The 20,911-nt window shown below is 51.7% G+C and carries 23 protein-coding genes; 7 read left to right on the top strand and 16 right to left on the bottom strand.

Features of this window, described 5'->3' with window-relative positions; genetic code table 11:
* Window positions 1-19 precede the first annotated feature (19 nt).
* From I2H39_RS05805 to I2H39_RS05795, 3 genes are all read left to right on the top strand, one after another.
* Window positions 20-457 carry a hypothetical protein gene (locus tag I2H39_RS05805; RefSeq protein ID WP_195626052.1) on the top strand — a complete coding sequence of 146 codons (438 nt, stop codon included), beginning with the start codon at window positions 20-22 and terminating at the stop codon, window positions 455-457.
* 213 nt (window positions 458-670) lie between these two features.
* On the top strand, window positions 671-1,054 hold the full coding sequence (locus tag I2H39_RS05800; RefSeq protein ID WP_240305357.1) for a LysR substrate-binding domain-containing protein: 384 nt from the start codon (window positions 671-673) through the stop codon (window positions 1,052-1,054).
* A gap of 157 nt (window positions 1,055-1,211) precedes the next feature.
* Window positions 1,212-2,291 (top strand): helix-turn-helix transcriptional regulator, encoded by a 1,080-nt coding sequence (locus I2H39_RS05795; protein ID WP_195626051.1) that lies wholly within the window; start codon window positions 1,212-1,214, stop codon window positions 2,289-2,291.
* Between the two features lie 120 nt (window positions 2,292-2,411).
* Here the strand turns inward: I2H39_RS05795 and I2H39_RS05790 are convergent, their stop codons facing one another.
* From I2H39_RS05790 to I2H39_RS05745, 10 genes are all read right to left on the bottom strand, one after another.
* Window positions 2,412-3,119: a FadR/GntR family transcriptional regulator gene (locus I2H39_RS05790; RefSeq protein ID WP_138309774.1), complete on the bottom strand. Its 708-nt coding sequence runs from the start codon at window positions 3,117-3,119 to the stop codon at window positions 2,412-2,414.
* A gap of 100 nt (window positions 3,120-3,219) precedes the next feature.
* Entirely contained in the window at window positions 3,220-4,506 is a 1,287-nt protein-coding gene (locus I2H39_RS05785; protein ID WP_138309775.1) for a TRAP transporter large permease, read from the bottom strand.
* Window positions 4,503-5,000: a TRAP transporter small permease gene (locus I2H39_RS05780; protein WP_138309776.1), complete on the bottom strand. Its 498-nt coding sequence runs from the start codon at window positions 4,998-5,000 to the stop codon at window positions 4,503-4,505. Before I2H39_RS05780 ends, I2H39_RS05785 begins: the two co-directional genes overlap by 4 nt.
* 15 nt (window positions 5,001-5,015) lie before the next feature.
* On the bottom strand, window positions 5,016-6,116 hold the full coding sequence (locus I2H39_RS05775; protein WP_138309777.1) for a DctP family TRAP transporter solute-binding subunit: 1,101 nt from the start codon (window positions 6,114-6,116) through the stop codon (window positions 5,016-5,018).
* Between the two features lie 14 nt (window positions 6,117-6,130).
* A complete protein-coding gene (locus I2H39_RS05770; protein ID WP_138309778.1) occupies window positions 6,131-6,907 on the bottom strand; it encodes an aldolase/citrate lyase family protein in 777 nt (258 codons plus the stop codon).
* Between the two features lie 216 nt (window positions 6,908-7,123).
* Window positions 7,124-7,411: a hypothetical protein gene (locus I2H39_RS05765; RefSeq protein WP_195626050.1), complete on the bottom strand. Its 288-nt coding sequence runs from the start codon at window positions 7,409-7,411 to the stop codon at window positions 7,124-7,126.
* A gap of 10 nt (window positions 7,412-7,421) precedes the next feature.
* Complete coding sequence (locus I2H39_RS05760; protein ID WP_195626049.1) at window positions 7,422-9,842, bottom strand: ribonucleoside triphosphate reductase; 2,421 nt, start codon at window positions 9,840-9,842, stop codon at window positions 7,422-7,424.
* A gap of 303 nt (window positions 9,843-10,145) precedes the next feature.
* Complete coding sequence (gene hflX / locus I2H39_RS05755) at window positions 10,146-11,426, bottom strand: GTPase HflX (RefSeq protein ID WP_138309781.1); 1,281 nt, start codon at window positions 11,424-11,426, stop codon at window positions 10,146-10,148.
* A gap of 2 nt (window positions 11,427-11,428) precedes the next feature.
* Window positions 11,429-12,481 carry a tetratricopeptide repeat protein gene (locus I2H39_RS05750; protein WP_195626048.1) on the bottom strand — a complete coding sequence of 351 codons (1,053 nt, stop codon included), beginning with the start codon at window positions 12,479-12,481 and terminating at the stop codon, window positions 11,429-11,431.
* A gap of 10 nt (window positions 12,482-12,491) precedes the next feature.
* Window positions 12,492-13,007 (bottom strand): deoxyuridine 5'-triphosphate nucleotidohydrolase, encoded by a 516-nt coding sequence (locus I2H39_RS05745; protein WP_195626047.1) that lies wholly within the window; start codon window positions 13,005-13,007, stop codon window positions 12,492-12,494.
* A gap of 167 nt (window positions 13,008-13,174) precedes the next feature.
* Between I2H39_RS05745 and I2H39_RS05740 the strand changes: the two genes are divergently transcribed.
* Together I2H39_RS05740 and I2H39_RS05735 are read left to right on the top strand one after the other, a co-directional pair.
* Window positions 13,175-13,438 (top strand): helix-turn-helix transcriptional regulator, encoded by a 264-nt coding sequence (locus I2H39_RS05740; RefSeq protein ID WP_138309784.1) that lies wholly within the window; start codon window positions 13,175-13,177, stop codon window positions 13,436-13,438.
* A gap of 135 nt (window positions 13,439-13,573) precedes the next feature.
* Window positions 13,574-13,903, top strand: a complete 330-nt coding sequence (locus I2H39_RS05735; protein WP_002569878.1) for a helix-turn-helix transcriptional regulator — start codon at window positions 13,574-13,576, stop codon at window positions 13,901-13,903.
* Between the two features lie 236 nt (window positions 13,904-14,139).
* Here the strand turns inward: I2H39_RS05735 and I2H39_RS05730 are convergent, their stop codons facing one another.
* The 6 genes from I2H39_RS05730 to rbr all read right to left on the bottom strand — a co-directional run bounded on the left by I2H39_RS05730 (window position 14,140) and on the right by rbr (window position 18,832).
* A complete protein-coding gene (locus I2H39_RS05730; RefSeq protein WP_138309785.1) occupies window positions 14,140-14,766 on the bottom strand; it encodes a manganese efflux pump in 627 nt (208 codons plus the stop codon).
* A gap of 79 nt (window positions 14,767-14,845) precedes the next feature.
* The gene (scpB, locus tag I2H39_RS05725; RefSeq protein WP_347563855.1) at window positions 14,846-15,493 is read right to left on the bottom strand and encodes an SMC-Scp complex subunit ScpB; all 648 of its coding nucleotides are present in this window, start codon (window positions 15,491-15,493) and stop codon (window positions 14,846-14,848) included.
* A gap of 127 nt (window positions 15,494-15,620) precedes the next feature.
* Complete coding sequence (locus tag I2H39_RS05720; protein WP_195626045.1) at window positions 15,621-16,421, bottom strand: segregation/condensation protein A; 801 nt, start codon at window positions 16,419-16,421, stop codon at window positions 15,621-15,623.
* A 29-nt stretch (window positions 16,422-16,450) separates the two neighbouring features.
* The gene (locus tag I2H39_RS05715) at window positions 16,451-17,323 is read right to left on the bottom strand and encodes a metallophosphoesterase (RefSeq protein WP_195626044.1); all 873 of its coding nucleotides are present in this window, start codon (window positions 17,321-17,323) and stop codon (window positions 16,451-16,453) included.
* A gap of 43 nt (window positions 17,324-17,366) precedes the next feature.
* Window positions 17,367-18,053 carry an HAD family phosphatase gene (locus I2H39_RS05710; RefSeq protein WP_138309789.1) on the bottom strand — a complete coding sequence of 229 codons (687 nt, stop codon included), beginning with the start codon at window positions 18,051-18,053 and terminating at the stop codon, window positions 17,367-17,369.
* A 164-nt stretch (window positions 18,054-18,217) separates the two neighbouring features.
* Window positions 18,218-18,832: a rubrerythrin gene (rbr, locus tag I2H39_RS05705; RefSeq protein WP_195626043.1), complete on the bottom strand. Its 615-nt coding sequence runs from the start codon at window positions 18,830-18,832 to the stop codon at window positions 18,218-18,220.
* A 329-nt stretch (window positions 18,833-19,161) separates the two neighbouring features.
* On the opposite strand from rbr, the gene I2H39_RS05700 reads away from it, so the two are divergent.
* A complete protein-coding gene (locus I2H39_RS05700; RefSeq protein ID WP_227147649.1) occupies window positions 19,162-19,596 on the top strand; it encodes a helix-turn-helix transcriptional regulator in 435 nt (144 codons plus the stop codon).
* Window positions 19,597-19,771: 175 nt separating this feature from the next.
* A complete protein-coding gene (locus I2H39_RS05695; RefSeq protein ID WP_138309792.1) occupies window positions 19,772-20,905 on the top strand; it encodes an extracellular solute-binding protein in 1,134 nt (377 codons plus the stop codon).
* The last annotated feature ends 6 nt before the right edge of the window (window positions 20,906-20,911 follow it).

The raw sequence follows: 20,911 nt of genomic DNA, 5'->3' as shown, positions 1-20,911 counted from the left end.
TATCTTAGAGGTCCTGACTATGAGCTCTAAAACCAAAATTGTGGTACTAAGGATGAAGGAAATCATCTACACCGCAATCTTCGTAGGCCTTGCCATCCTTTTAATTACCCTCTGTTTCATCATGTTCCGGCCTGGGAAGGACAATGTTTCCGTCTCCGCTGAACCTGCCGGCTATCTGCCGGGCGTATACAGTGCGGCACTGACACTTGGCAGCGAAGATGTAAATGTAAAGGTAACTGTGGATAAGAACAGCATCACCTCCATTGACCTGGTTCCATTAAGCGAGGCTGTCACCACCATGTACCCTCTGATGCAGCCCACCCTGGACGACCTGGCCGGCCAGATTATAAGCAATCAGTCCACGGAGAACCTTACATATCCCAGCACCTCCCGCTATACCTCCACGGCCCTGTTAAATGCCATCAACACAGCGTTAGACAAAGCAAAGGCGGATTGATAAAAGCGGACGGATGTATCCCAAAGCACTCCTGCACGTCTTAAAGCTCCTGCCCCTTGTCATGAAGGCGGGGGCTTTTTTGACGCGTCAAATGTAAAAAAACGGCAGATTGCTCTACCGTCTTATCCTCTGAAAGAATATATTTTATCGTACCATGTTTCCCGGTATGTGTCAAGTTGGCGCCAGGGCAGTTTGAGAAGCCGGAATATGTCGTTGGCTGTCAGTCCCTCCAGCACTCCCGGAACCTACATCATCTCCCAGCCCGCCTCTGTCGGCTCGGATGTGCTTTGCTGCGAACCGCTGATGGAGGGACGCCTTTCCTTAGACCCGTCCGGTCTTTATGTGTCCGGCAACATTGAAGCCATCAAACGCGGTATCCGCAACCGTCAGGGCATCTCCTTCATGTCCGAATATGCGGTGAGGCAGGAGCTGGAATTAGGGCTTTTGAAACAGGTGCCTCTTCTGGACCATCCCGGACTGAAACGGCAGCTCTATACCATTTTCCGCAGGGATACCCAGTTCAAGCTGTCTACCAGGCTGTTTCTGGAATTTTTCAGAAAGGCCGCGGAGGATAACCGGCTGTTATCACAGCTGTAGGTATGACCCATAATCATCAAGACTCCCGCCGGCATAACCACTGGTTAAGAAAATTCTCCCATTGTTTAACAATGCCTCCATTGTGCGGCGCTCTCTCATGGACTATACTAATTATATCCGGCCGGACAACATTACAAGAGTGAAGGAGATTTATTACATGGACATAAATATAGGCCCGCGCATTGCGGCTCTGCGCAAATCCAAATCCATGACACAGGAACAGCTGGCCCTTGCCCTGGGCGTGTCGCCTCCTGCTGTCAGCAAATGGGAAACCGGCGCCTCCTGCCCGGACATTGCTCTTTTATGCCCTCTGGCCCGCGCCCTGAACACCAATGTGGATACCCTGCTGCAGTTTGAGGAAACCCTTACGGAAGTACAGATTGATGAACGGCTGAACGAAATCGTGGAGACAGCCAGGAATCTTGGATATGAGGCAGCGGACACCATGATACAATCGCTTCTGCACACCTACCCCTCAAGTATACCCCTGAAATCCAGGGCAGTCACTCTGTTTGACCTCTTCGCCATGCTGTTTCCAGCCCAGCCCCAGACAGTAAAGGACAGCTGGACAAAACAGAAAAAACAGCTTCTGGAGGAAGTCCGGGCCAGCGGTGCCCCGTCCTGCTGGCAGACAGCCGTCTCCCACCTGGCCTCCATCGCCATACTGGAAGGCGAGCTGGATAAAGCGGAGAGCCTTTTAAAGGAATTGCCCCAGCAAAGCACTGACTCCACCTCCGTCTGGGCACTGCTGTACCTGAAAAAGGGGGAGGCCGGACAGGCTCTGGAAGTCCTGCAGAAGCGCTTGTATGTGCTGACTCGCCAGATACAGAACTTCCTCATCCAGATGATGAACCCGGAAATGACCCCCGACACCGCAAAGGCTCTGGAGCTGTGCGTCATTTACCGCAGGCTGGAAGAGCTGCTGGGCGTGGGAAACGGCATGAGTCCCGGATTCTTTGCCCAGGCATACCAGCGGGCCGGACAGGACCAGCAGGCATTGGAGAGCATGATTCAGTTTGTGGATGCCATCACCGGCACGGTCCAGAAACCCAATCCCGTCCTGTTCTCTCCCGGAGTAAAGATAGACGGGGAACATCCGGCCTCCACAATAGAAATACGCCGGCTGCTCCTTAAGAGCCTGCTGGAGGATGCGTACTATAAGCAGTTTCTGGATAACGGGGACTTCCGGGCCGCAGTGGATAAGCTCCGGAAAAGCATCCAAGAAGAAGAGGCCTGAATATCCCAGAGGCCTGAGTGTCCCAGAGGCCTGGATGTCCCAGATGAGAAAAAGGACAGTCCCCCCGGTTTCTAACCCCCGCGGGACTGTCCTTATTGCATTTCATAACTGACAACTTTTTTACTGCGCATCCTCCACCCAGCACATCTTGGCGGACTTCTCAATATGGGCCTTCATAATTGCCTCAGCCTCATCCGGGTCTCCTTTTTTCAGGCACTCAATGATTCGCTTGTGGAATTCAATCCCATCCTGATGGCCCTCCTGCTGTGTCACAATCCCTCTGAGCAGGATTGTTTTCCACAGGCTTACCATGGATTTAATAAAACAAATCAGCAGCGGATTCCCGGTTGCCTCTGCGATGCAGATATGGAACTGGATATCATAATCAATGCGTTTATCCCAGACATCCTTACTTTCAATCATTCCCTGCACATACTGTTCCAGCTGTTCAAAATCCAATGCGTCCTTTTTTTCAGCCACAACCCTGCTGGCGTAAGGCTCCAGCAGCTTACGCATCTCATACACATCCATATATCCGATATCATCCAGACGCAGCATACGGTTGAGAATCTCAGTGACGCTTCCGCTTTCAGGCTTTGCTATAAAAGTCCCTTCCCCGTTCTTCTGTACAATCAGCTGCCTTTCCTTAAGCAGCTTCAGGGACTCTCTCATGACATTGCGGCTGATTCCGAATTTCAACGCCAGCTCCTGCTCACTGGGCAGCCGTTCCCCCTGCCGCAGCGAATTACTCAGTATCATGTCTTCCATACGGTCAGCCACTGTCTCATATAAATTTTTCTTCTTAACTTTGAAATCCAGTTCTTCCATAATACATTACCCATCTCTATCTTAATATTCTTAAAACCCTGCCTGTTACATATCCCCCTCCTGTTTATCTTAATACAACAATTGAAAAGATACAAGAATTTTATCGGCCAAAGAGCCTTGGCAGCCACATAATGACATCCGGTACAAATGTTACAAGTATCAGCACCAGGACCATCACAAAAACCATGGGCATGATTTCTTTTATAATGGTGTTCATCTTCTCCCCGCTGATTCCCGTCACAATAAATAAAAGCATTCCAAAGGGCGGCGTACAGAGCCCAATCATGGTATTCAGCGTAAACACCACGCCGAAATGAACCATATCAATCCCAAAGGACTGGGCAATCGGACATAAAATGGGAAGCAGCACCAGCTGCAAAACAGCGGAATCCAGCAGCATTCCCAGTATGAACAGCAGGATGTTGACAAAAATAAGGAAAGAAACCTTGGTGGTGGCAAAGGACAGAATCAGGCTGCCTGCCAGGGACGGAAGATTTTCCACCGCAATCACATAAGAAAACACATAGGCAGCGCCCAACATGATGCCAATCTGTCCCGTGGACCTGACGGTGTTTTTTAATACCTGCATAAACTCCGGCAATGTAATGGAACGGTACGCAAAGACGGAAATGATGAGGGCGTAGAGAGCCGCCACCGCCCCGGCCTCTGTGGCGGTCATGATGCCTGTATAAATTCCCATCAGCAGGATGACAGGGGTAAGGAGGGCCGGAATAGCGCTCACCGTCATCCTGACAAATTCCATTCCCGCATATCTCTTTCCGCTGGGATAGTTTCTCTTATTGGCAATATAGCAGACATAGATGCACAGGGCCAGGGCCAGTATGATTCCGGGCACCATGCCCGCCAGGAACAGGTTGCCGATGGAAGCGCCTGCAATAACCCCGTATATGACCAGTGGAATGCTGGGAGGAAAGATGGGCCCGATTACAGCGGAGCCGGCTGTTATGGCTGCGCTGAACCCATCGTCGTATCCCTCCTTGCGCATGGCCTCAATCTCCATGATTCCAAGTCCCGACGCATCGGCCACAGCGGAACCTGTCATTCCTGAAAATATCAGGGATGCAATGACGTTCACATGCCCCAGACCGCCCTTCCATCGTCCCACCAGGACCTTGGAAAAGTCGAAAATCTTGTCTGTCACCTTGCTGGAGTTCATAATATTTGCCGCAAAGATAAAAAGCGGAACAGCCAGCAGAATAAAATTGTTATACATCTTGCTGGTAAAAATCTCCACCACCACGCTGGGGTCCATGCCTTTCACAGCCAGGTAAAGGGTGGAGGATATAATCATTCCTATGGCAATGGGCATCCTGATAACAAAACACACAACCAGCAGGCCAAGGGAAATCATCATGGCATGACTCATACCGCCTTCCCTCCTTTCCCAAATTCCTTAACACAGCCCGCCAGGTCCCGGCAGTACCGGACAATGGTGATAATCTGAAACAGGAAAAATCCCAGATATACGAATCCCAGAGGGACCTTGAATACCGTGCTGTACCTGGTAAAATAAAACCGGTAAAACTCCAGCGCCGGCGGGACCAGGTAGGTCAGCAGGCCGACTATCAGGATATCCTGAAGGAGCCGGAACAGCCTCCTCGTGTTTTCTCCCACAAGCTCGTAAATCACGGAAAAGACAATATTGTCATCTGTGCGCTGGGCATAGCAGCATCCCAAGGTAATTATCCATACATAGGAAATCTGCGCCAGTTCATAAGGCCATACCAGGGGATTATTAAATATGTATCTGGATATAATCTGCAGGATGAACGCCACAAACAGCAGAACAAACCAGCACATGGGCATATAAATCTCAATAAAATCCATGACAGCCCGAAAGCATTTCTTCCATATGTCCATTCAGAATACCTCTCATTAATATTTCAGGTCCTTAATCTGGTGATATAAATCCATATCCCAATCTTTTACCATGTCCTTGTCGTTGAGATAATAATTCTCAGAATACTCCATAAATGCGTCCAGGTCCGGTTCAATGACTGTCAGTCCCTGTTCCTTCAGAAACGTAATGGCTTCCTGCTCCTGTTTCAGGTTTGCCTCATCGCACCATGCAGTGGCTGTCCTCACTGCCTCTGTCATGATATCCCTGTATTCCTGGGGAAGGGACTGCCACTTCTCCTCATTGATTGCAATGCACATGGGCTCAATCACATGGCCCGTGAGTACAATCTGGCTGGTCACCTCATACCATTTCTGCGCAATGGTGGTAGGCAGGGGGTTCTCCTGTCCGTCAATGGCGCCGGTCTGAAGTCCCTGGTATATCTCCGCATAAGCCATGGGTGTGGGATTTGCTCCCAGGGCCTTGCCCATGAAGAGCCATGCAGATGAATTGGGCATCCTTAAATTGACTCCGTTCAAATCTTCCGGCTTTGTGATTTCCTTTCCAATGTCCCTCATATCCAGATGGCGGGCTCCGCAGTACAGGGCTGACAGCCAGCGCACATTTAATTTTTCCGCCACATCATCCGCTACCTTTTGGCCAATCTCCCCATCCATGACAGCCCGCATGTGCTGCTCATTCTGGAAAATGTAGGCCGCGGTAAACATGGTCAGGTATGGAAGCTGGTCGGAAATCAGGAACGGGGAACTGAACATCATATCCAGACTTCCTCTTGCCACGGCATCCACCTCGCCCTCCTGGGTCATCAGGCTTCCGTTTTCATGGATTTCCATGGTAAATTTGCCGTTGGTCTTTTCCGATATCTCATCCGCTATCATATGCATGGCCTTAACATAATTCACGTCCCCGCTGGACTGTGTGGAAAATACCAGCTTTACCTCCGGCAAATCCCCGCCCGCCTCCGGCGCAGCCTGTTCAGGGGCAGATGCACCGGAGGCTGCTTCTGTCTTTGCCTCCGTCTCGGACGGACTCTTGCTCTCAGGCGCTTTTTGTCCGCATGCAGCCAGGCCTGCGGTCATTGCAAGAACTAATGCGATACTAATCATGCGTTTTCTCATAGTGTTTATCCTCCCTATCTCTTTTCCTGAATCTGTCTCATCATGTTTAATTCCCTTCGGGCCCCGTCCATAATATGTACATAATCCGAACCGGCTGATATGACGTTAAGGCCCTTTTCATGCCAGTAGCGTATGATATCCGGGTCATTGCTTCCTGTGGATACGCCGGATGATTTCCCGCTCTCATTGATGATGGCCACGGCCTCGTCAATCAGGCTGCTGGTATGCTCTTCAAATACCCGGTTCAGCTCCCCAATGGAACCGGACAGGTCGCAGGGACCCAGAATAAAGCAGTCCACATACGGGTTCCTGACCATCTCCTTCAGATTTTTCACGGCTGTCCTTGTCTCAATCTGGACACACCGGACCAGCTGCTGCCTGGAAGACTCTATGAACGAGTCAGCATCGTCCAGCCCGTACCGCACTGCGCGCAGGGGGCCGAATCCCCGTATTCCATACGGCGGATACAGGGTGGCCTGCATGGCGGCGTCCAGTTCCTGGGCCGAGTTGACCATGGGGATGATGATTCCCGTGGGTCCCATCTCCAGCACCCTCTTTGCCAGTACCTGGTTATTCCATGGAATGCGCACCAGGGTATCGGTGCCGCCTGCTTTCGCCCCCATCAGATGGTACAGCAGCACCTGGTAATCAATGGCTGTGTGCTCCGTGTCAATCCACAGAAAATCATACCCCAGACCGGCGCACATCTCAGTGATGCAAGGTTCTGTCAGGCAAATATGCATCCCTGACAGGTTCTCCCTGTCTCTCAGCTTCTCCTTTAACGTTTTCATGATTCCTCCTCCAATGTACTCACGTTATTAGCTATACAGCTATACTACTAGTATATAGCTATACAGCTTTTTGTCAAGTGATGATGTGTATGTTTATCTAAATCCGGCATTTTATCCCAATGCTTTTGTGCACATCTTCCAATTCAAGTCCCTGAACCGCAAAAAACCGCTGCTCCCATTCACTGAGAGCAGCGGTCCGCATGATTCCCGGCAACATTATCTCCGGAATTTTTTATTCTTAAACACATAGATATGGGCAGCCAGCGTGGCTCCGAACACAACCAGCAGAATGGATTCCACTGTATCAGGAAACCGGTTAAAGCCCACCCCTAAGCTGCAGGCAGCATCCACCAGGAATATCCATTTCTCCACCCGGAACATCTTTTCCAGGTCGTAGTCCTCCTTCCTGGTGGAACCCACAAACATGAGGAAATCCTTTCCAGCAAACAGGCATACACCCTCGGCCAGGCACAGCGCACCCATAAACATAAACAATGCATCCATCTTCCAGCCCTTATGCCTTTACTGTATTTGTCTGATTCTGTTCCACAAACCTGCGTATGTTGGAAGCATTGGCAAACTTCTGTACAATGCCGTCGCTGACAATCACCAGGGTGGGAGCCTGCATAATACCGAACTTTTCCGCCAGGTCAGGACGCTCCTCCGCATCGATAATCTGGTAATCCTGTCCTTTTAGGAACTCCTTTGCCGATACGCAGTTGGGACAGGTCTTGGTGGTAAAGAGATACAGATGGGCTGACGCGCCTGCCTTCTCCTTCCCCTGATGGGAAACCTCTGTCTGTGCGCTGCCTGTCCTCTCCCTGGTGTCTGCCGCGATTCTGGACACGCCGTGCTTTAACTGGGATTGGCCGATGTTGTAGTTGGTACGGTTCTTATACTCCTGGGTCTTGCCTTCGTTCCAGTTCTGGACCGGACGGTAGTAGCCTGTAATGCGGCTGTATACCTCTGCCTTCTCCCCGCAGATTGGACAGGTGAAATGTTCTCCAATCAGGTATCCATGGCACTTGCAGATGGAATACGTGGGCGACAGGGTATAGTAAGGCAGCTTGTAGTTCTCAGCAACCGTGCGCACCAGGTTGGCCGCAGCCTTCCAGTCAGGCATCTTCTCACCCAGGAATGCGTGGAACACGGTTCCTGATGTGTACAGCGTCTGAAGCTCATCCTGGATATCCAGGGCGTCAAATACATCCTCCGTATAATCCACAGGAAGATGGGAGCTGTTGGTGTAGTAGGGCGTATCCCCCTCCGCCCCTGCAGTGATAATGTCCGGATAGCGCTGCTTGTCATGCTTGGCCAGACGGTAGGTGGTGGACTCAGCAGGCGTGGCCTCCAGGTTGTAAAGGTCGCCGTACATCTCCTGGTAATCCGACAGGCGCTCCCTCATATGGTTCAGCACCTTCTTGGTGAACTCCTGGCATTCCCTGTGGGTCATGTCCTGCTTCACCCATCTGGCATTGAGGCCGGCCTCGTTCATGCCGATAAGGCCGATGGTGGAAAAATGATTTTCAAAGGTGCCCAGATATCTCTTGGTGTAGGGATACAGGCCCTGGTTCAAAAGCTTTGTTATAACCTGGCGTTTGGTCTTTAAGGAACGGGCAGACACGTCCATCATGTGGTCCAGCTTTGCATAGAAATCCGCCTCGTCCTTTGCCTGGTAAGCAATTCTCGGCATATTGATGGTCACCACGCCCACGGAGCCGGTGCTCTCGCCGGAGCCGAAGAATCCGCCTGTTTTCTTGCGCAGCTCCCTGAGGTCCAGGCGGAGACGGCAGCACATGCTGCGGACATCGCTGGGCTGCATGTCGCTGTTGATGTAGTTGGAAAAGTAAGGCGTTCCGTACTTGGATGTCATTTCAAACAGAAGACGGTTGTTCTCTGTATCCGACCAGTCAAAATCATTGGTAATGGAGTAAGTGGGAATGGGGTACTGGAATCCGCGTCCATTGGCATCTCCTTCAATCATGGTCTCAATGAACGCCTTGTTAATCAGGTCCATCTCCTTCTTGCAGTCTTTATACTTAAAGTCCATCTCCCTGCCGCCCACAATGGCATTCATCTCTGCCATGTCGTCCGGAACCGTCCAGTCCAGGGTGATGTTGGAGAAGGGAGCCTGGGTGCCCCAGCGGCTGGGGGTGTTCACTCCGTAGATAAAGGACTCAATGCACTTCTTTACCTCGGGGTAGCTTAAATTATCTGCTTTTACAAAGGGAGCAAGGTATGTATCAAAGGATGAAAATGCCTGGGCCCCGGCCCATTCGTTCTGCATGATTCCCAGGAAGTTGACCATCTGGTTGCAGAGCACGGACAGGTGCTTTGCCGGTGAGGAGGTAATCTTTCCCGTAATGCCTCCCAGTCCTTCCATCAGGAGCTGCTTTAAGGACCAGCCTGCGCAGTATCCGGTGAGCATGGACAGGTCGTGGATGTGGATATCCGCATTGCGGTGGGCCTCCGCTATCTCCTGGTCGTAAATCTCGCTGAGCCAGTAGTTGGCTGTCACGGCGCCGGAGTTGCTGAGAATCAGTCCTCCCACGGAGTAGGTGACCGTGGAGTTTTCCTTTACACGCCAGTCCTCCACCTTCACATAACTGTTCACCACGTCCTTGTAATCCAGAATCGTGCTGTTCATATTCCGTATCTTTTCTCTCTGTTTCCTATATAAAATGTAGGCCTTGGCCACATCTGTATATCCGGTCTGTTCAAGGACATGCTCCACGCTGTCCTGGATTTCTTCTACGGAAATCCTGCCATCCTTCATCTTATTCTGAAAATCCGCAGTCACCCTTAAGGATAATAACTCCAGAATCTCATTGTTGTAATCTTTGGATGTTGCCCTGAATGCCTTCTTGATGGCCTCTGTTATCTTATTCAGACTAAACTCGGCAACTTCCCCATCCCTTTTAACTACCTGAATCATACCACTTGCTCCTTTCAACCCACGTGCACTTTATTTCAACCCTTATTCCGCGTCTTTTGGGCCCGGAATGACACAGCTGTTTCATGGCTGTGGAAACGTAGGGCCCGCTCCCTTCGGAGCGAGCTACGCACCCATTATAGCAGATGGAAATACAAAACACAATATCTATGAATAACATTTTATATTATCCTAGATATTGTGTCTTATTAACTGTACTTATAACTCTTTTTCCCAAATCCCCGCAAAGGCGCATACCTGCGTGGTTTTTCGGACAGGGGGCATTTTATATCAGTTTCCTTTAAATCAGTCGGAAAAAAGCCTGCCGAAAAGCTCTGCCGGCACATATGCCCTGACTGCGATTCCGTCCTCCTGGTACTCCTCCTCCAGAAGCTGGCCGTATTTGCGGATGGTCTGGATGCGCCCGGCCTGGCTGTATGGAAATACCTTCTCTAACAGAATCCGCCTGCTGCGGATAATGGCCTGGAGCACCTTCTGCAGTTCTTCCAGTCCCTCCCCGGTCTTAGCCGAAATACGCACCTGGTAGTCCGATGAGAAATCCCTGGGAATCTGCATGATGCCGCTGTCCTCCTTGGCCTCCAGTTCACGGAACCGGTCCACCTTGTTGAACACGGTGACAATGGTCTTATCCACAATCTCCAGCTCCTTCAGCGTTTCCTTCACCACATGCATCTGCATATCCATCTGGGGATTGGAACAATCCACCACATGGAGAACAATATCGCTGTAGCGCGCCTCCTCCAATGTACTCTTGAACGCCTCTATGAGATGATGGGGAAGCTTGCGGATAAAGCCCACGGTGTCCGTAAGCAGTATCTGCTGACCGTCCTCCAGGGTATAGCTTCTGGTGGTAGGGTCCAGGGTGGCAAAAAGCTTATCCTCAGCCAGGATTCCCGCCCCGGTCAGACGGTTGAGCAGTGTGGACTTGCCGGCGTTGGTATAGCCCACGATGGCGGCGGAAAGGGCAAAATCCTTCTCCCTCTGCTGCCTGGTCACCTCCCGGTGGCGCTTCACATCCGCCAGTTCCTCCTTAAGCTGCCCGATTCTCTGGTGGATGAGCCTGCGGTCCGTCTCCAGCTTCTTCTCTCCCGGTCCCCTGGTGCCTATGCCGCCTCCCAGACGCGACAGGGAATTGCGCATGCCCACCAGACGCACAGCCCTGTATTTTAACTGGGCCAGCTCCACCTGAATCTTGCCCTCCCTTGTGTTGGCCCGCGAAGCAAAGATATCCAGTATGACCATGGTTCTGTCCATGACCTTGGTATCCAGGGCATCCTCCAGGTTCCTGAGCTGGGCCGGTGACAATTCATCGTCACAGACAACACCTGTGGCCCGGGTATCCCACAGCAGCTCCCTTACCTCATCTATCTTGCCCTTGCCCAGGTAAGTGCCCGGATGGACCTTTTCCCGGTTCTGGATGATTCTTGCCACGGTCACGGCCCCGGCTGTGGAGACCAGCTCCTCCAGCTCATCCAGGGAGGCGGGTGTGTCCTCCTCCTCAGCCGTGCTCACAGCCACCAGTATCACCCTCTCCTGCAGTTCACTTAAATCAATTAAATCAGCCATTCCTACCTCGTCTTCAAAAATGCAATCTCATGCTCCGCGGCTTCGTCAGAGCCAAACTCCTTCACAAAGTCCTCAAACAGCGCCAGCGCTTTATCGTACTGCTGTAAGTGTTCGCAGGCAGCGGCCCTGTTATACGAAAGCTCCTTTAAAAGTTCCCTGTAGCTGTCCGCTCCGGTCCCGCCAGCCGGCGAAACGTCTCCGCTTTCCCCGGCGTCAGCTTCCTTCTTATCCTTTTTATCCGCCTCTTTATCTGCTTCCCGGTCTTTTTCCTGGAGAGCAGCAGCCTGGGCCGCGGCAGCTACCTGGTACCCTTTGTCAAATGAATCATAAGCACTCTGGTAATCCTTTGCAGCCATCTGGCATATACCCATTTGATTATAGATTTCACCATGTTCCATCCCACCCTTAATTGCATCCTCATAAAGCGCCATGGCCTTATCGTACTCCCTGGCATCCACACAGGCGCTGCCTGCCGCCAGCAGGGCCTCCTGCCTGCCGGGCGCGGGTTTGTCCTTCTTATCCTTTTCCTCCGCCTCCCGGTAGCGCTTAATGGCATTATCCGTATCTCCCAGCTGTGCATAACAGCTGCTCTGCCTGTACATGTACTCCGGCGTGTCCGGCTTCATTTCCAGCAAAAGGTCATAGGTATGGATGGCCGCATTATAGTCCTTTAACAGGAACTCTGCGTCCGCCCTGTATAAGAGTACATCCCGGTTGAAATCCTCTGCTCCCTTGCCGGACTTTTCAAGGGCTGTTTCAAAGGAGCCGATGGCCCCTGCATAGTCCCCTGCCTCCAGCTTCTCAATGCCCTCTGCACGGAACTGGCGTTTCTTTGAGGTGGTTATGTGGGCCACCAGCCGGAATGTTCCCACTGCAACCAGCCCCACAAGCAGGAGGCAGACTGCCCATGCTATGACCGCCTTAATCATCCGGTTTCTTCTGCGGCGCCTGCGCCTGGCACTGGAAACCGGCTTTCCTCCTGCGTATCCCGGGTACTGCCCCTTTGTCCGGGGCCTTTGCCCGCTGCTGTGTGACCTCTGTCCGCGACTTCCCATATATTTCTACCTACCTTGCATCCGTACTTCCAAAACCGCCGTTGCGCACATCACTGCACTCATCATCCACAGTAATGCCGTAGGGGATGAAGATTCCCTGTGCAAAGCCGGCGCCCTGTCCCAGTTCCACAGTCTTTCCCTCCCTGGAATCATTGGTCACCTTTATGAACATATGGCCCTCATTGTCCGAATAAAAATAGTCGCTGTCAATGATGCCCACCGTGTTGTTCAGCTGGAGCCTGAACTTGAATCCCAGGCTGCTGCGCGGAAAAATCTGAAGCACCCATCCAGTGTCAATCTCAGCCCTGACGCCTGTGGGGACTTTCATGCTTTCGCCCGGAGCCAGGGTAAGGGGAACCGGCGTGAAGAAATCATATCCGGCAGAACCGGATGTGGCCCTGGCCGGGAGCCGGATTCCTTCATAAATATGTATTATCTCTTCCTCCGGCGTATCCGGGAAGGTATCGGACCAATCGGCCTTAAACTGTTCAAAACTAACTTTATGAAATTTCGCGATTCTCTGCATAATTCTCTCCTGTCTCTTTCATACTTTTACAAGTCTATCATAATCCTATGGAATTTTCTACTTTATTTTTTATTCCTTCTTTATTAGAAACTTTGATATATTCATATTCATTACAATCATATAGGAACTTCACTTTTAGAAGTATTACACTGAACAGAGGGACATTTATGAAAATCTCCTACAATTCCCAGCCACAGAGAAACCTGATTGGCGAACAAATCTTCAAGCTGCGCAAGGGCAAAAAACTATCCCAGAAGGAAATGGCTGCCCAGCTTCAGGTGCAGGGCTATTATTTCAGCGAACTGACTATTTTAAGGATTGAAAAGGGCAAACGTCTTGTAACGGACATTGAGCTTAAGATACTCTGCGACTATTTCCATATCACCCCCAACGACCTTCTGGGATACGGGGATGACGGGCATCTGGTATAGCAATGCATTGTACGTGTATTTATGCATTATATAGTGAATTCCCCCACTACTACATTTCAGCCTAATGTTTTTTTCACCTCTGGGATACAATAATACAAAAGATTTTGTAGATAATAGACAATGGTGGTGAAAAGCATGATGAGTTATGAGCTGGAGCGCATAGAAGAACTTTGCAGAGAGCGGGGATGGAGTCATTACCGCCTGGCACTGGAGATGGATACTTCCCCTAATAATATAGGCAACCTGTTCAGACGTACCACGGTTCCCAGTATACCGACCATACGGCGCATCTGCGAAGTCATGGGAATAACCATGGCCCAGTTCTACAGCACCGATGGCATACAGGTTACCCTGAACGAACAGCAGAGACGGATTATGGACCTGTATGATAAATTGGACCCTCTGGATAAATCAAAGGCAGAAGCCTACATGGAAGGTTTGTCAGCCAAGGCAAAGGATATATAGGCAAAGCAGCAGCCAAAAGCAGCCCTGGACCGGCGTATTGGAATTCCAATTCGCTGCCCGGACTGCTTTTTTCATGTTTCTTTACTTTTATTTTACATTTCGACACAGTTTTTCTGCTTCCTGCTCCGGGGAATGTATGGAGGAGCTTCCATAAACCGGAAATAAACAGGGCGCAGGATACCATCTGACACGGCTCCCTGCATGCTCCCCGATGCCATTGTGCAATCCCCTGCCCGTCAATGAAGGACCTTCATCAGAGCCAGGACCATCAGCAGAACGCCGCTGATCCAGGACAGGTCGCACCGGAAACGGGAGGCCACCTTGCGGCCCAGCCACAGGCCGCCGTACATCATACACACTCCCACGGCAAAGGACAGCACCAGGGTGGCTGCCACGGGAATATCCAGCAGGGCCGCCATGGTTCCGGCCACCAGGCTGTCTATGGACATGGCCAGGGCCAGGAATACGGTTTCCTTCCATCCCAGGGACTGGGAACCGTCCACATCCGCTGCCATGGGGTCCCCGTAAATATTGACTATAACCTTTAGCCCTGACAGGGAAAAGCTTAAATTCCGGCGGATACAGCAATGGCGGTTAATATAGGCCTTAATGCTGTAGTCCAGGAACTTGATGAATCCCAGCAGGAACAGGCTTACAAAGCAGATGATTCTGGTCACATCCCCCGGAAGGACAGCGCTTATAACGCTGCCCAGACCCAGGGCCAGGCCCAGACAACCGCTGCATATACCATTTAACAGAGCCACCTTTCCCCAGCCCACATGGACCCGGTTGGCTCCATAGGCCAGGCTGGCCACAAAGGTATCTGTACAGAGGGCAAATACTAAAATCAGACTTCCAAGCATGATATCAACTTTTTCTTTTTATTTTAGTATATTCCTCATGTACGGCTTTGGGAATCTCCCCCGTGTACAAACACAGGCGTCAGGCCTCCGGTTCCCCATCTTCACCCGCGGTTTCCTCCGCAGCCTCAGCCGGCAGTTCCTCCAGCTTAAGCTGCAGCTCCTCTTCCACCTCTGCCTTGATTTCCGCCTCCTGTTCAGGACCCAGGTCCGGCAAATCCTGGACAGAGCCAACGCCGAATCTGCGCAGGAATTCCTCTGTGGTGGCAAAAAGGGCGGGACGGCCGGGCGCATCCAGGCGGCCCACCTCGTAGACCAGGTTATACTCCACCAGACGGTTCACCGCATGGTCGGATTTGACGCCTCGTATCTTCTCAATCTCCATCTTGGTCACCGGCTGCTTGTAGGCAATGATGGACAAGGTTTCCAGCACCACCTCTGTCAGCACCTGCTTCCTGGGGGCGGAGGCCACCCGTATCAGGTTTTCGTAGTAGGCTGCCTTGGTGCACATCTGGTAGCTGTCCTCCAGCTGGGTTATCTCCATGCCGCTTCTGGCTGACCGGTACCGCTTTGTCAGACGTTCCACCGCCTTCCTGGCCACCTCCTCCGGCTGCCCGATGGCTGCCGCCAGCTGGCGCAGCTCCACCGACCTTCCCATGGTAAAGAGCACTGCTTCTATGACAGCCTCCTGCTCCTTTTCGTCCTCTGTGGGAGGAAAGGCAAGCTCCATCTGTCCCTCCGGCTCCTTTGATTCTCTTTTCTCACTTCCGGCCAGCTTTCCGGTGCGGGTTTCGACCACGCCGGCCCCGGCCTCCAGGGCTTCTATTCTGTCTTGATTGCTCATACGATTCCATCCATCATCCTTCAAAATCACCCAGCTGTGTCAAATCCAGCTCCTCTTCCTCGCCTTCCTGCTCCAGCGTCTCTATGTCCATGTCCCCAAAGGTCTCCTCCTGGCTCAGGTGAATCTTTCCTATCTTCATCAGCTCCAGCACGGCCAGAAAGGTGACCACCACCTCCAGCTTGTCCGATTGTCCCTCCAGAAGCTCCCTGAAGCTGAATCTGCGCTTTCTCCTGGCGTAGGTCAGTACATTCCCTATCTTCTGTTCCAGGCTTACAGGCTCCCTGCGTATGGTTCCGAAATTGCTTCGGATAGGGTCAATCTTGTCCTCCTTGCGCTTCATAACCTGTTCAAAGATTCTCTGAAGCTTTGCCAGGGTAAGTCCGTCCAAAAGCTTGTCTAAATCCACGGGCGGCTCGTATTTCGCCACCTCAGGCGGCAGGGTGGAGGGCTTGTAGAGATGCTTTAAGGCCCCGTCCTCCCGGTCGGCCAGCTCGTCGGCCATCAGCTTATATTTCTTATATTCCAGCAGGCGCATGACCAGCTCAGCCCTTAGGTCAATCTCCTCCCCTTCCTCATCCACTTCCTTCGGAAGGAGCATCCTGGCCTTAATGTCAAGCAGGGTGGCTGCCATTACCAGGAACTCGCTGACAATGTTTAAGTCCTCCCGTTCCATGTGGCGCACATAATCCAGGTACTGGGCCGTGATTTCCACAATGGGAATATCATATATGTTAATCTTATTTTTTTCAATGAGATGGAGCAGCAGGTCCAGAGGGCCTTCAAAATGCTCCAGCTTATAGGATATGGTTTCCATTCTTTCACCTGTCCGCGATATTCAGTCTGTCACGCCCGTTTCAGGCGGATTAATGCCAGCTGGGGCCTGTTGTTGAACCGGATGTTGATGGAGTGGGTCCCCAGTCCCCGGCTGACAATCATCCGTTTTCCGTCCCGTTCAAAATCCCCGGCGCACCAGGGAAGAAAGAACTGGTACTGGGGCGTCATCACTCCCCCCAGTCCCGGTATACGGATGGTTCCTCCATGAAAATGTCCCGCCAGGGTCAGGTCCGCTCCCCACCGGGCATATGAATCAAAATACAGGGGGGAATGGGCCAGAAGGATGGTAAAAGGCTCCTTCTTACAGGCAGAGGGACCTCTGCCCAGTTTCCGTTCCATATAGCCCTCCGGCATAGACGGCACCTTCTGGTACAGGGCCTTCCGGTAAAAGCAGGGCGCCAGGTCCAGGCCCGCAATCCGGATGTCCCTTCCCAGCATGGACCAGCTGTCCTCCAGGTAATGAACCCCCATGGCAGTCATGGCATCCCTGTATTCCTCATACAGGTCACCGTATAAACCGCGCTCCCATACCATACGGTTCTCATGGTTTCCGTTGCCGCAGTACACCGGATAGCTGGCAGCCAGCTGGCGGAACAGCTTCAGCGGAACCTTTATGTCCCTCTTTCCCTTGCAGACCATCATGTCTCCGCCGGATAACACTGCATCCGGATTCAGACGGCGGATGGCTGCCACCAGCTCCCCGTTGTCCCGGCCAAACTCGTTGTTGTGAAGGTCGGACAGGAATACCAGGGTCCTGTCCCTGTCCAGTTTGCCGGAAATAATTTCTGTTACTTCCACTGAAAAATGCTTTTTTTCGTACTCTGACCGCAGCAGACAGGCAGCGCCTGCCGCCGCGGTCAGGGCAGCGGCTTCTTTCCACATATGGTTCATTCCTTTATTTAACGGCCTCTTCTTTAATAGGCTCCTATGGCTGCTTCAATATAAGCCTTCCGGTCTCAAAGAGACCGATTACATCCGTAAGGCTGTCGCAGCAGGCGGTCAGCAGCTTCCTGATTTCTTCGTCCGGCTGGTCCTGGTCAGGTACCATCACAGGATTAAAACCGCCTGCCGCCGCTGCCTTGATTCCGTTAAAGCTGTCTTCCAGGACAACGCATGACCCAGGCTCCACTCCCAGGCGCCGGGCTGCCAGCAGAAAAATGGCGGGGTTTGGTTTTGCTTCCTTTACCATGTCCCCGTATATGTAATCATCAAAATAATCCTCCACTCCGGCACCCTTAACATTGCCCTGGGTCCAGCCTTCACTGCTGGCCGTTGCCACGGCTGTCTTTATATTGTGTGATTTCAGATATATGAGCAGTTCCTTAAGGCCCTTTTTTACCGGAACCCCGTGCTGGGCAATCCAGCGGTAGGAATACTGACGCTTTTCTTCCCGGAACCGGTCATAGTCCTTCATGGCATCTTCACCGAACTGCCGGGTGCAGACCTGTTTTACCTTGTCCGGCTTGCATCCCCGGATGTCCCGGAGGAAATTGCTGTCCACATGGATACCGTATTTCGGCCCTACTTCAAACCAGGATGTGGCGGCCAGACTCTCCGTATCAAACATAAGTCCGTCCTGGTCAAATATGACTGCTTGAATTTGTTTTGGCATTTATCTGTTCTCCTTCATCAGGTGATTATCAGGTTTTTGTCTCATTTTCAAAGGGCGCAGCAGGCCCTGACCGGACTTTAATCCATCAGGGCCGCGGGCTTTGCCTGCGTGGACATTATACCACCCTCTCACCCTCTTTGTAAAATCTTATTTTGCCTGCGCAGCTACTTTGCCTGATTATTCTTGTGCAAATACCATGGAGCCAGCTCCCTGCGGGCAAAATAGCCCTGGTCGTGGCGGCACACCGGACAATACTGGGGGGGTTCCTCCCCTTCATATATATATCCGCAGTTGGTGCAAATCCATGTCTCCCTCTGCTGGCATACGTACAGGTTCCCGGCTCCCAGCAAATCGGCCAGATACTGGAAACGCTCTCCATGGGTTTTCTCAATCTCTGCAATCATGCGGAAGGTGGCCGCAATCTGGGAAAATCCTTCCTTTTCCGCGATGTCCCCGAAGGACTTGTATACCACGTCATGCTCCTCGTATTCATTGTGGGACGCCGCATTGAGCTGGGCCAGGGTATTCTTCTCCAAATCCACCGGATAACCTCCGTCTATGAATATGGTTTCCTTATCCAGCGGCTTCAGATAGTCGTAAAATATCTCTGCGTGCTCCTTTTCCTGGTCTGCCGTGTAGCGGAATACAGCCTCCACCATGGGCATCTTCTGCTCCTTTGCCAGCCCCGCCGCAAAGGTGTAGCGGTTCCTGGCCTGGCTCTCGCCTGCAAAGGCTCTCATAAGATTTTTAGCTGTCTCGCTGGTCTTAAAATCACTCATGGATTCTCCTCCTAATCATATATGAAAACAGTGTGACATACGGTCATTCCTACTATTCCCATTTTTCTCTCTTTTATTCCCATTTCTGCCAATCATCCTTGTATTTGCGCCGGTTTCATGGTATAATCCATTTATTGATAATAGCCAGTGAAGGGCCACTGCACTAAGCTCGATATGACCTCGCTAAGTGCCAGTGACATGTATCGCACGTAAGTGACCAAAGGACGGTCACTAAGTGCTCATAACGGGCCACTGCACTAAGCTCGACAAAACCTCGCTAAGTGCCAGTGACATGTATCGCACGTAAGCGACCAAAGGACGGTCACTAAGTGCTCATAACGAAGGGAGAAGATATGATACGCTATGAACGGCTGTGGGCAACCATGGAAGCCAAGGGCATGACTCAGTACCGGCTGATTAAACATTATAACTTCAGCGCCGGACAGATAGGGCGGCTGAAAAAGAATATGCATGTTTCCACCCATACCCTGGACACGCTCTGTACCATTCTGGACTGCTGCATCAGCGATATCATTGAGTATGTCCCTGAGGGACGGCCCCAGGTTCAGGAGGATGTCATCCAGGATGGTCCCGCTGCCGGGACAGCCTCCGAAGAAAAGGATGCAGCCTCCAAATCCAAGAAATCCGAAGCTTCCAAAGGCGATAAGCCCAAGAAGTCCGGCAAGTCCAAAAAGGGGGATAAAAAAGCTTCCAAGGAGAACAAAGAGGGTAAAAAAGGCAAGGACGGCAAGAAAAACAAGTAAACATTCAGCTATATCAGCAGACGGACAGGAAATTTTCAATCATTTCAGTCCGTCTGTTGTTTATTTTCCACCTTTTTGTGGGATTGTCGGATTTACTTTCTCCCTGCGGATGCTAAAATTAAGTTATGAAAAATGTGGTGAAGCAAAAAAATATGTTTAAGGGAGGAATGTTCATATGAGGAAATTTCAAAAAGCAACCGCAGTCATCATGGCAGCAGCCCTGGCGGCCACAGGCTGTTCCGGAGGCGCATCAAAAACCAGCGCTCCCCAGCAGCCCGCAGAAACCGGGGCAGCCAAGACAGAGGCAGCCGATGCCGGTACTGATAAGACAGAGGCGGCTAAGGATGCTGCTGCCGGAGATGAGGAACCAGTACTGGTAGTCTATACAGCCAGAAGCGAGGCCCTGAACAATGCTGTGATTCCTGAGTTTGAGAAGGATACGGGAATTAAGGTGGAGGTGGTGGTGGCCGGTACCGGCGAGCTGCTTAAGAGGGCTCAGTCTGAAAAGGATAATCCCCTGGGTGACATCTTCTGGGTGGCTGACCAGACCATGCTCTCCTCCTCCAAGGAACTATTCATGGAGTATGTGTCCTCTGAGGACGGGAACATGCTGGAAGCATTCCGCAATACCACCGGCTATTTCACCCCTGCCTTTGCAGACCCGACGGTCATGATTGTCAACAAGGACTTAAAGGGCGACATGCAGATTGACGGTTTTGCGGATTTACTTAATCCGGAGCTAAAGGGCAAGATTGCCTTTGGCGACCCTGTAAACTCCAGTTCCGCATTCCAGTCCCTGCTGGCCATGCTCTACGGTATGGGCAAGGACGGCGACCCGTTATCCGACGAAGCCTGGGCTTACGTGGACCAGTTCATCGCAAATCTGGACGGCAAGATGGCCAACAGCTCCAGCCAGGTGTATAAGGGTGTTGCGGAAGGCGAGTATGTGGTGGGCCTGACCTGGGAAGACCCGGCTGCCAACTATGTAAAGGAAGGCGCTGCGGTTGAGGTTGTATTCCCCAAAGAGGGAGCCATATTCCCCGGCGAGTCCGTACAGATTTTAAAGGACTGCAAGCATCCTGAGAATGCAAAGAAATTTGTGGATTACATGCTCTCAGAGAAGATTCAGAACGCAGTGGGCTCCAACCTGACAGTAAGGCCCCTCAGAAAGGATGCCAAGCTGGCTGACTATATGACGCCACAGTCTGAAATCAAGCTGTTTGATAACTACGACGAGGGCTGGGTTGCTGAGCACAAGACGGAAATCACCAACCTCTTCAGCGAGCATATGGAGACTTCCATGGACTGACCGGCT

Source organism: Clostridium sp. 1001283B150225_161107_B6 (assembly GCF_015556325.1).
GTDB lineage: Bacteria > Bacillota > Clostridia > Lachnospirales > Lachnospiraceae > Enterocloster.
Note: the sequence above shows the minus strand (reverse complement) of the source record. Positions and strands in the feature narration are given on the sequence as shown.

What these genes read in the sequence shown, in the direction of transcription:
- I2H39_RS05805 (WP_195626052.1), top strand. Translation starts at nt 20, where the DNA reads ATGAGCTCTAAAACCAAAATTGTGGTACTAAGGATGAAGGAAATCATC.
- I2H39_RS05795 (WP_195626051.1), top strand. Translation starts at nt 1,212, where the DNA reads ATGGACATAAATATAGGCCCGCGCATTGCGGCTCTGCGCAAATCCAAA.
- I2H39_RS05790 (WP_138309774.1), bottom strand. Translation starts at nt 3,119, where the DNA reads ATGGAAGAACTGGATTTCAAAGTTAAGAAGAAAAATTTATATGAGACA.
- I2H39_RS05785 (WP_138309775.1), bottom strand. Translation starts at nt 4,506, where the DNA reads ATGAGTCATGCCATGATGATTTCCCTTGGCCTGCTGGTTGTGTGTTTT.
- I2H39_RS05780 (WP_138309776.1), bottom strand. Translation starts at nt 5,000, where the DNA reads ATGGACATATGGAAGAAATGCTTTCGGGCTGTCATGGATTTTATTGAG.
- I2H39_RS05775 (WP_138309777.1), bottom strand. Translation starts at nt 6,116, where the DNA reads ATGAGAAAACGCATGATTAGTATCGCATTAGTTCTTGCAATGACCGCA.
- I2H39_RS05770 (WP_138309778.1), bottom strand. Translation starts at nt 6,907, where the DNA reads ATGAAAACGTTAAAGGAGAAGCTGAGAGACAGGGAGAACCTGTCAGGG.
- I2H39_RS05765 (WP_195626050.1), bottom strand. Translation starts at nt 7,411, where the DNA reads ATGGATGCATTGTTTATGTTTATGGGTGCGCTGTGCCTGGCCGAGGGT.
- I2H39_RS05760 (WP_195626049.1), bottom strand. Translation starts at nt 9,842, where the DNA reads ATGATTCAGGTAGTTAAAAGGGATGGGGAAGTTGCCGAGTTTAGTCTG.
- hflX (WP_138309781.1), bottom strand. Translation starts at nt 11,426, where the DNA reads ATGGCTGATTTAATTGATTTAAGTGAACTGCAGGAGAGGGTGATACTG.
- I2H39_RS05750 (WP_195626048.1), bottom strand. Translation starts at nt 12,481, where the DNA reads ATGGGAAGTCGCGGACAGAGGTCACACAGCAGCGGGCAAAGGCCCCGG.
- I2H39_RS05745 (WP_195626047.1), bottom strand. Translation starts at nt 13,007, where the DNA reads ATGCAGAGAATCGCGAAATTTCATAAAGTTAGTTTTGAACAGTTTAAG.
- I2H39_RS05740 (WP_138309784.1), top strand. Translation starts at nt 13,175, where the DNA reads ATGAAAATCTCCTACAATTCCCAGCCACAGAGAAACCTGATTGGCGAA.
- I2H39_RS05735 (WP_002569878.1), top strand. Translation starts at nt 13,574, where the DNA reads ATGATGAGTTATGAGCTGGAGCGCATAGAAGAACTTTGCAGAGAGCGG.
- I2H39_RS05730 (WP_138309785.1), bottom strand. Translation starts at nt 14,766, where the DNA reads ATGCTTGGAAGTCTGATTTTAGTATTTGCCCTCTGTACAGATACCTTT.
- scpB (WP_347563855.1), bottom strand. Translation starts at nt 15,493, where the DNA reads ATGGAGCTTGCCTTTCCTCCCACAGAGGACGAAAAGGAGCAGGAGGCT.
- I2H39_RS05720 (WP_195626045.1), bottom strand. Translation starts at nt 16,421, where the DNA reads ATGGAAACCATATCCTATAAGCTGGAGCATTTTGAAGGCCCTCTGGAC.
- I2H39_RS05715 (WP_195626044.1), bottom strand. Translation starts at nt 17,323, where the DNA reads ATGTGGAAAGAAGCCGCTGCCCTGACCGCGGCGGCAGGCGCTGCCTGT.
- I2H39_RS05710 (WP_138309789.1), bottom strand. Translation starts at nt 18,053, where the DNA reads ATGCCAAAACAAATTCAAGCAGTCATATTTGACCAGGACGGACTTATG.
- rbr (WP_195626043.1), bottom strand. Translation starts at nt 18,832, where the DNA reads ATGAGTGATTTTAAGACCAGCGAGACAGCTAAAAATCTTATGAGAGCC.
- I2H39_RS05695 (WP_138309792.1), top strand. Translation starts at nt 19,772, where the DNA reads ATGAGGAAATTTCAAAAAGCAACCGCAGTCATCATGGCAGCAGCCCTG.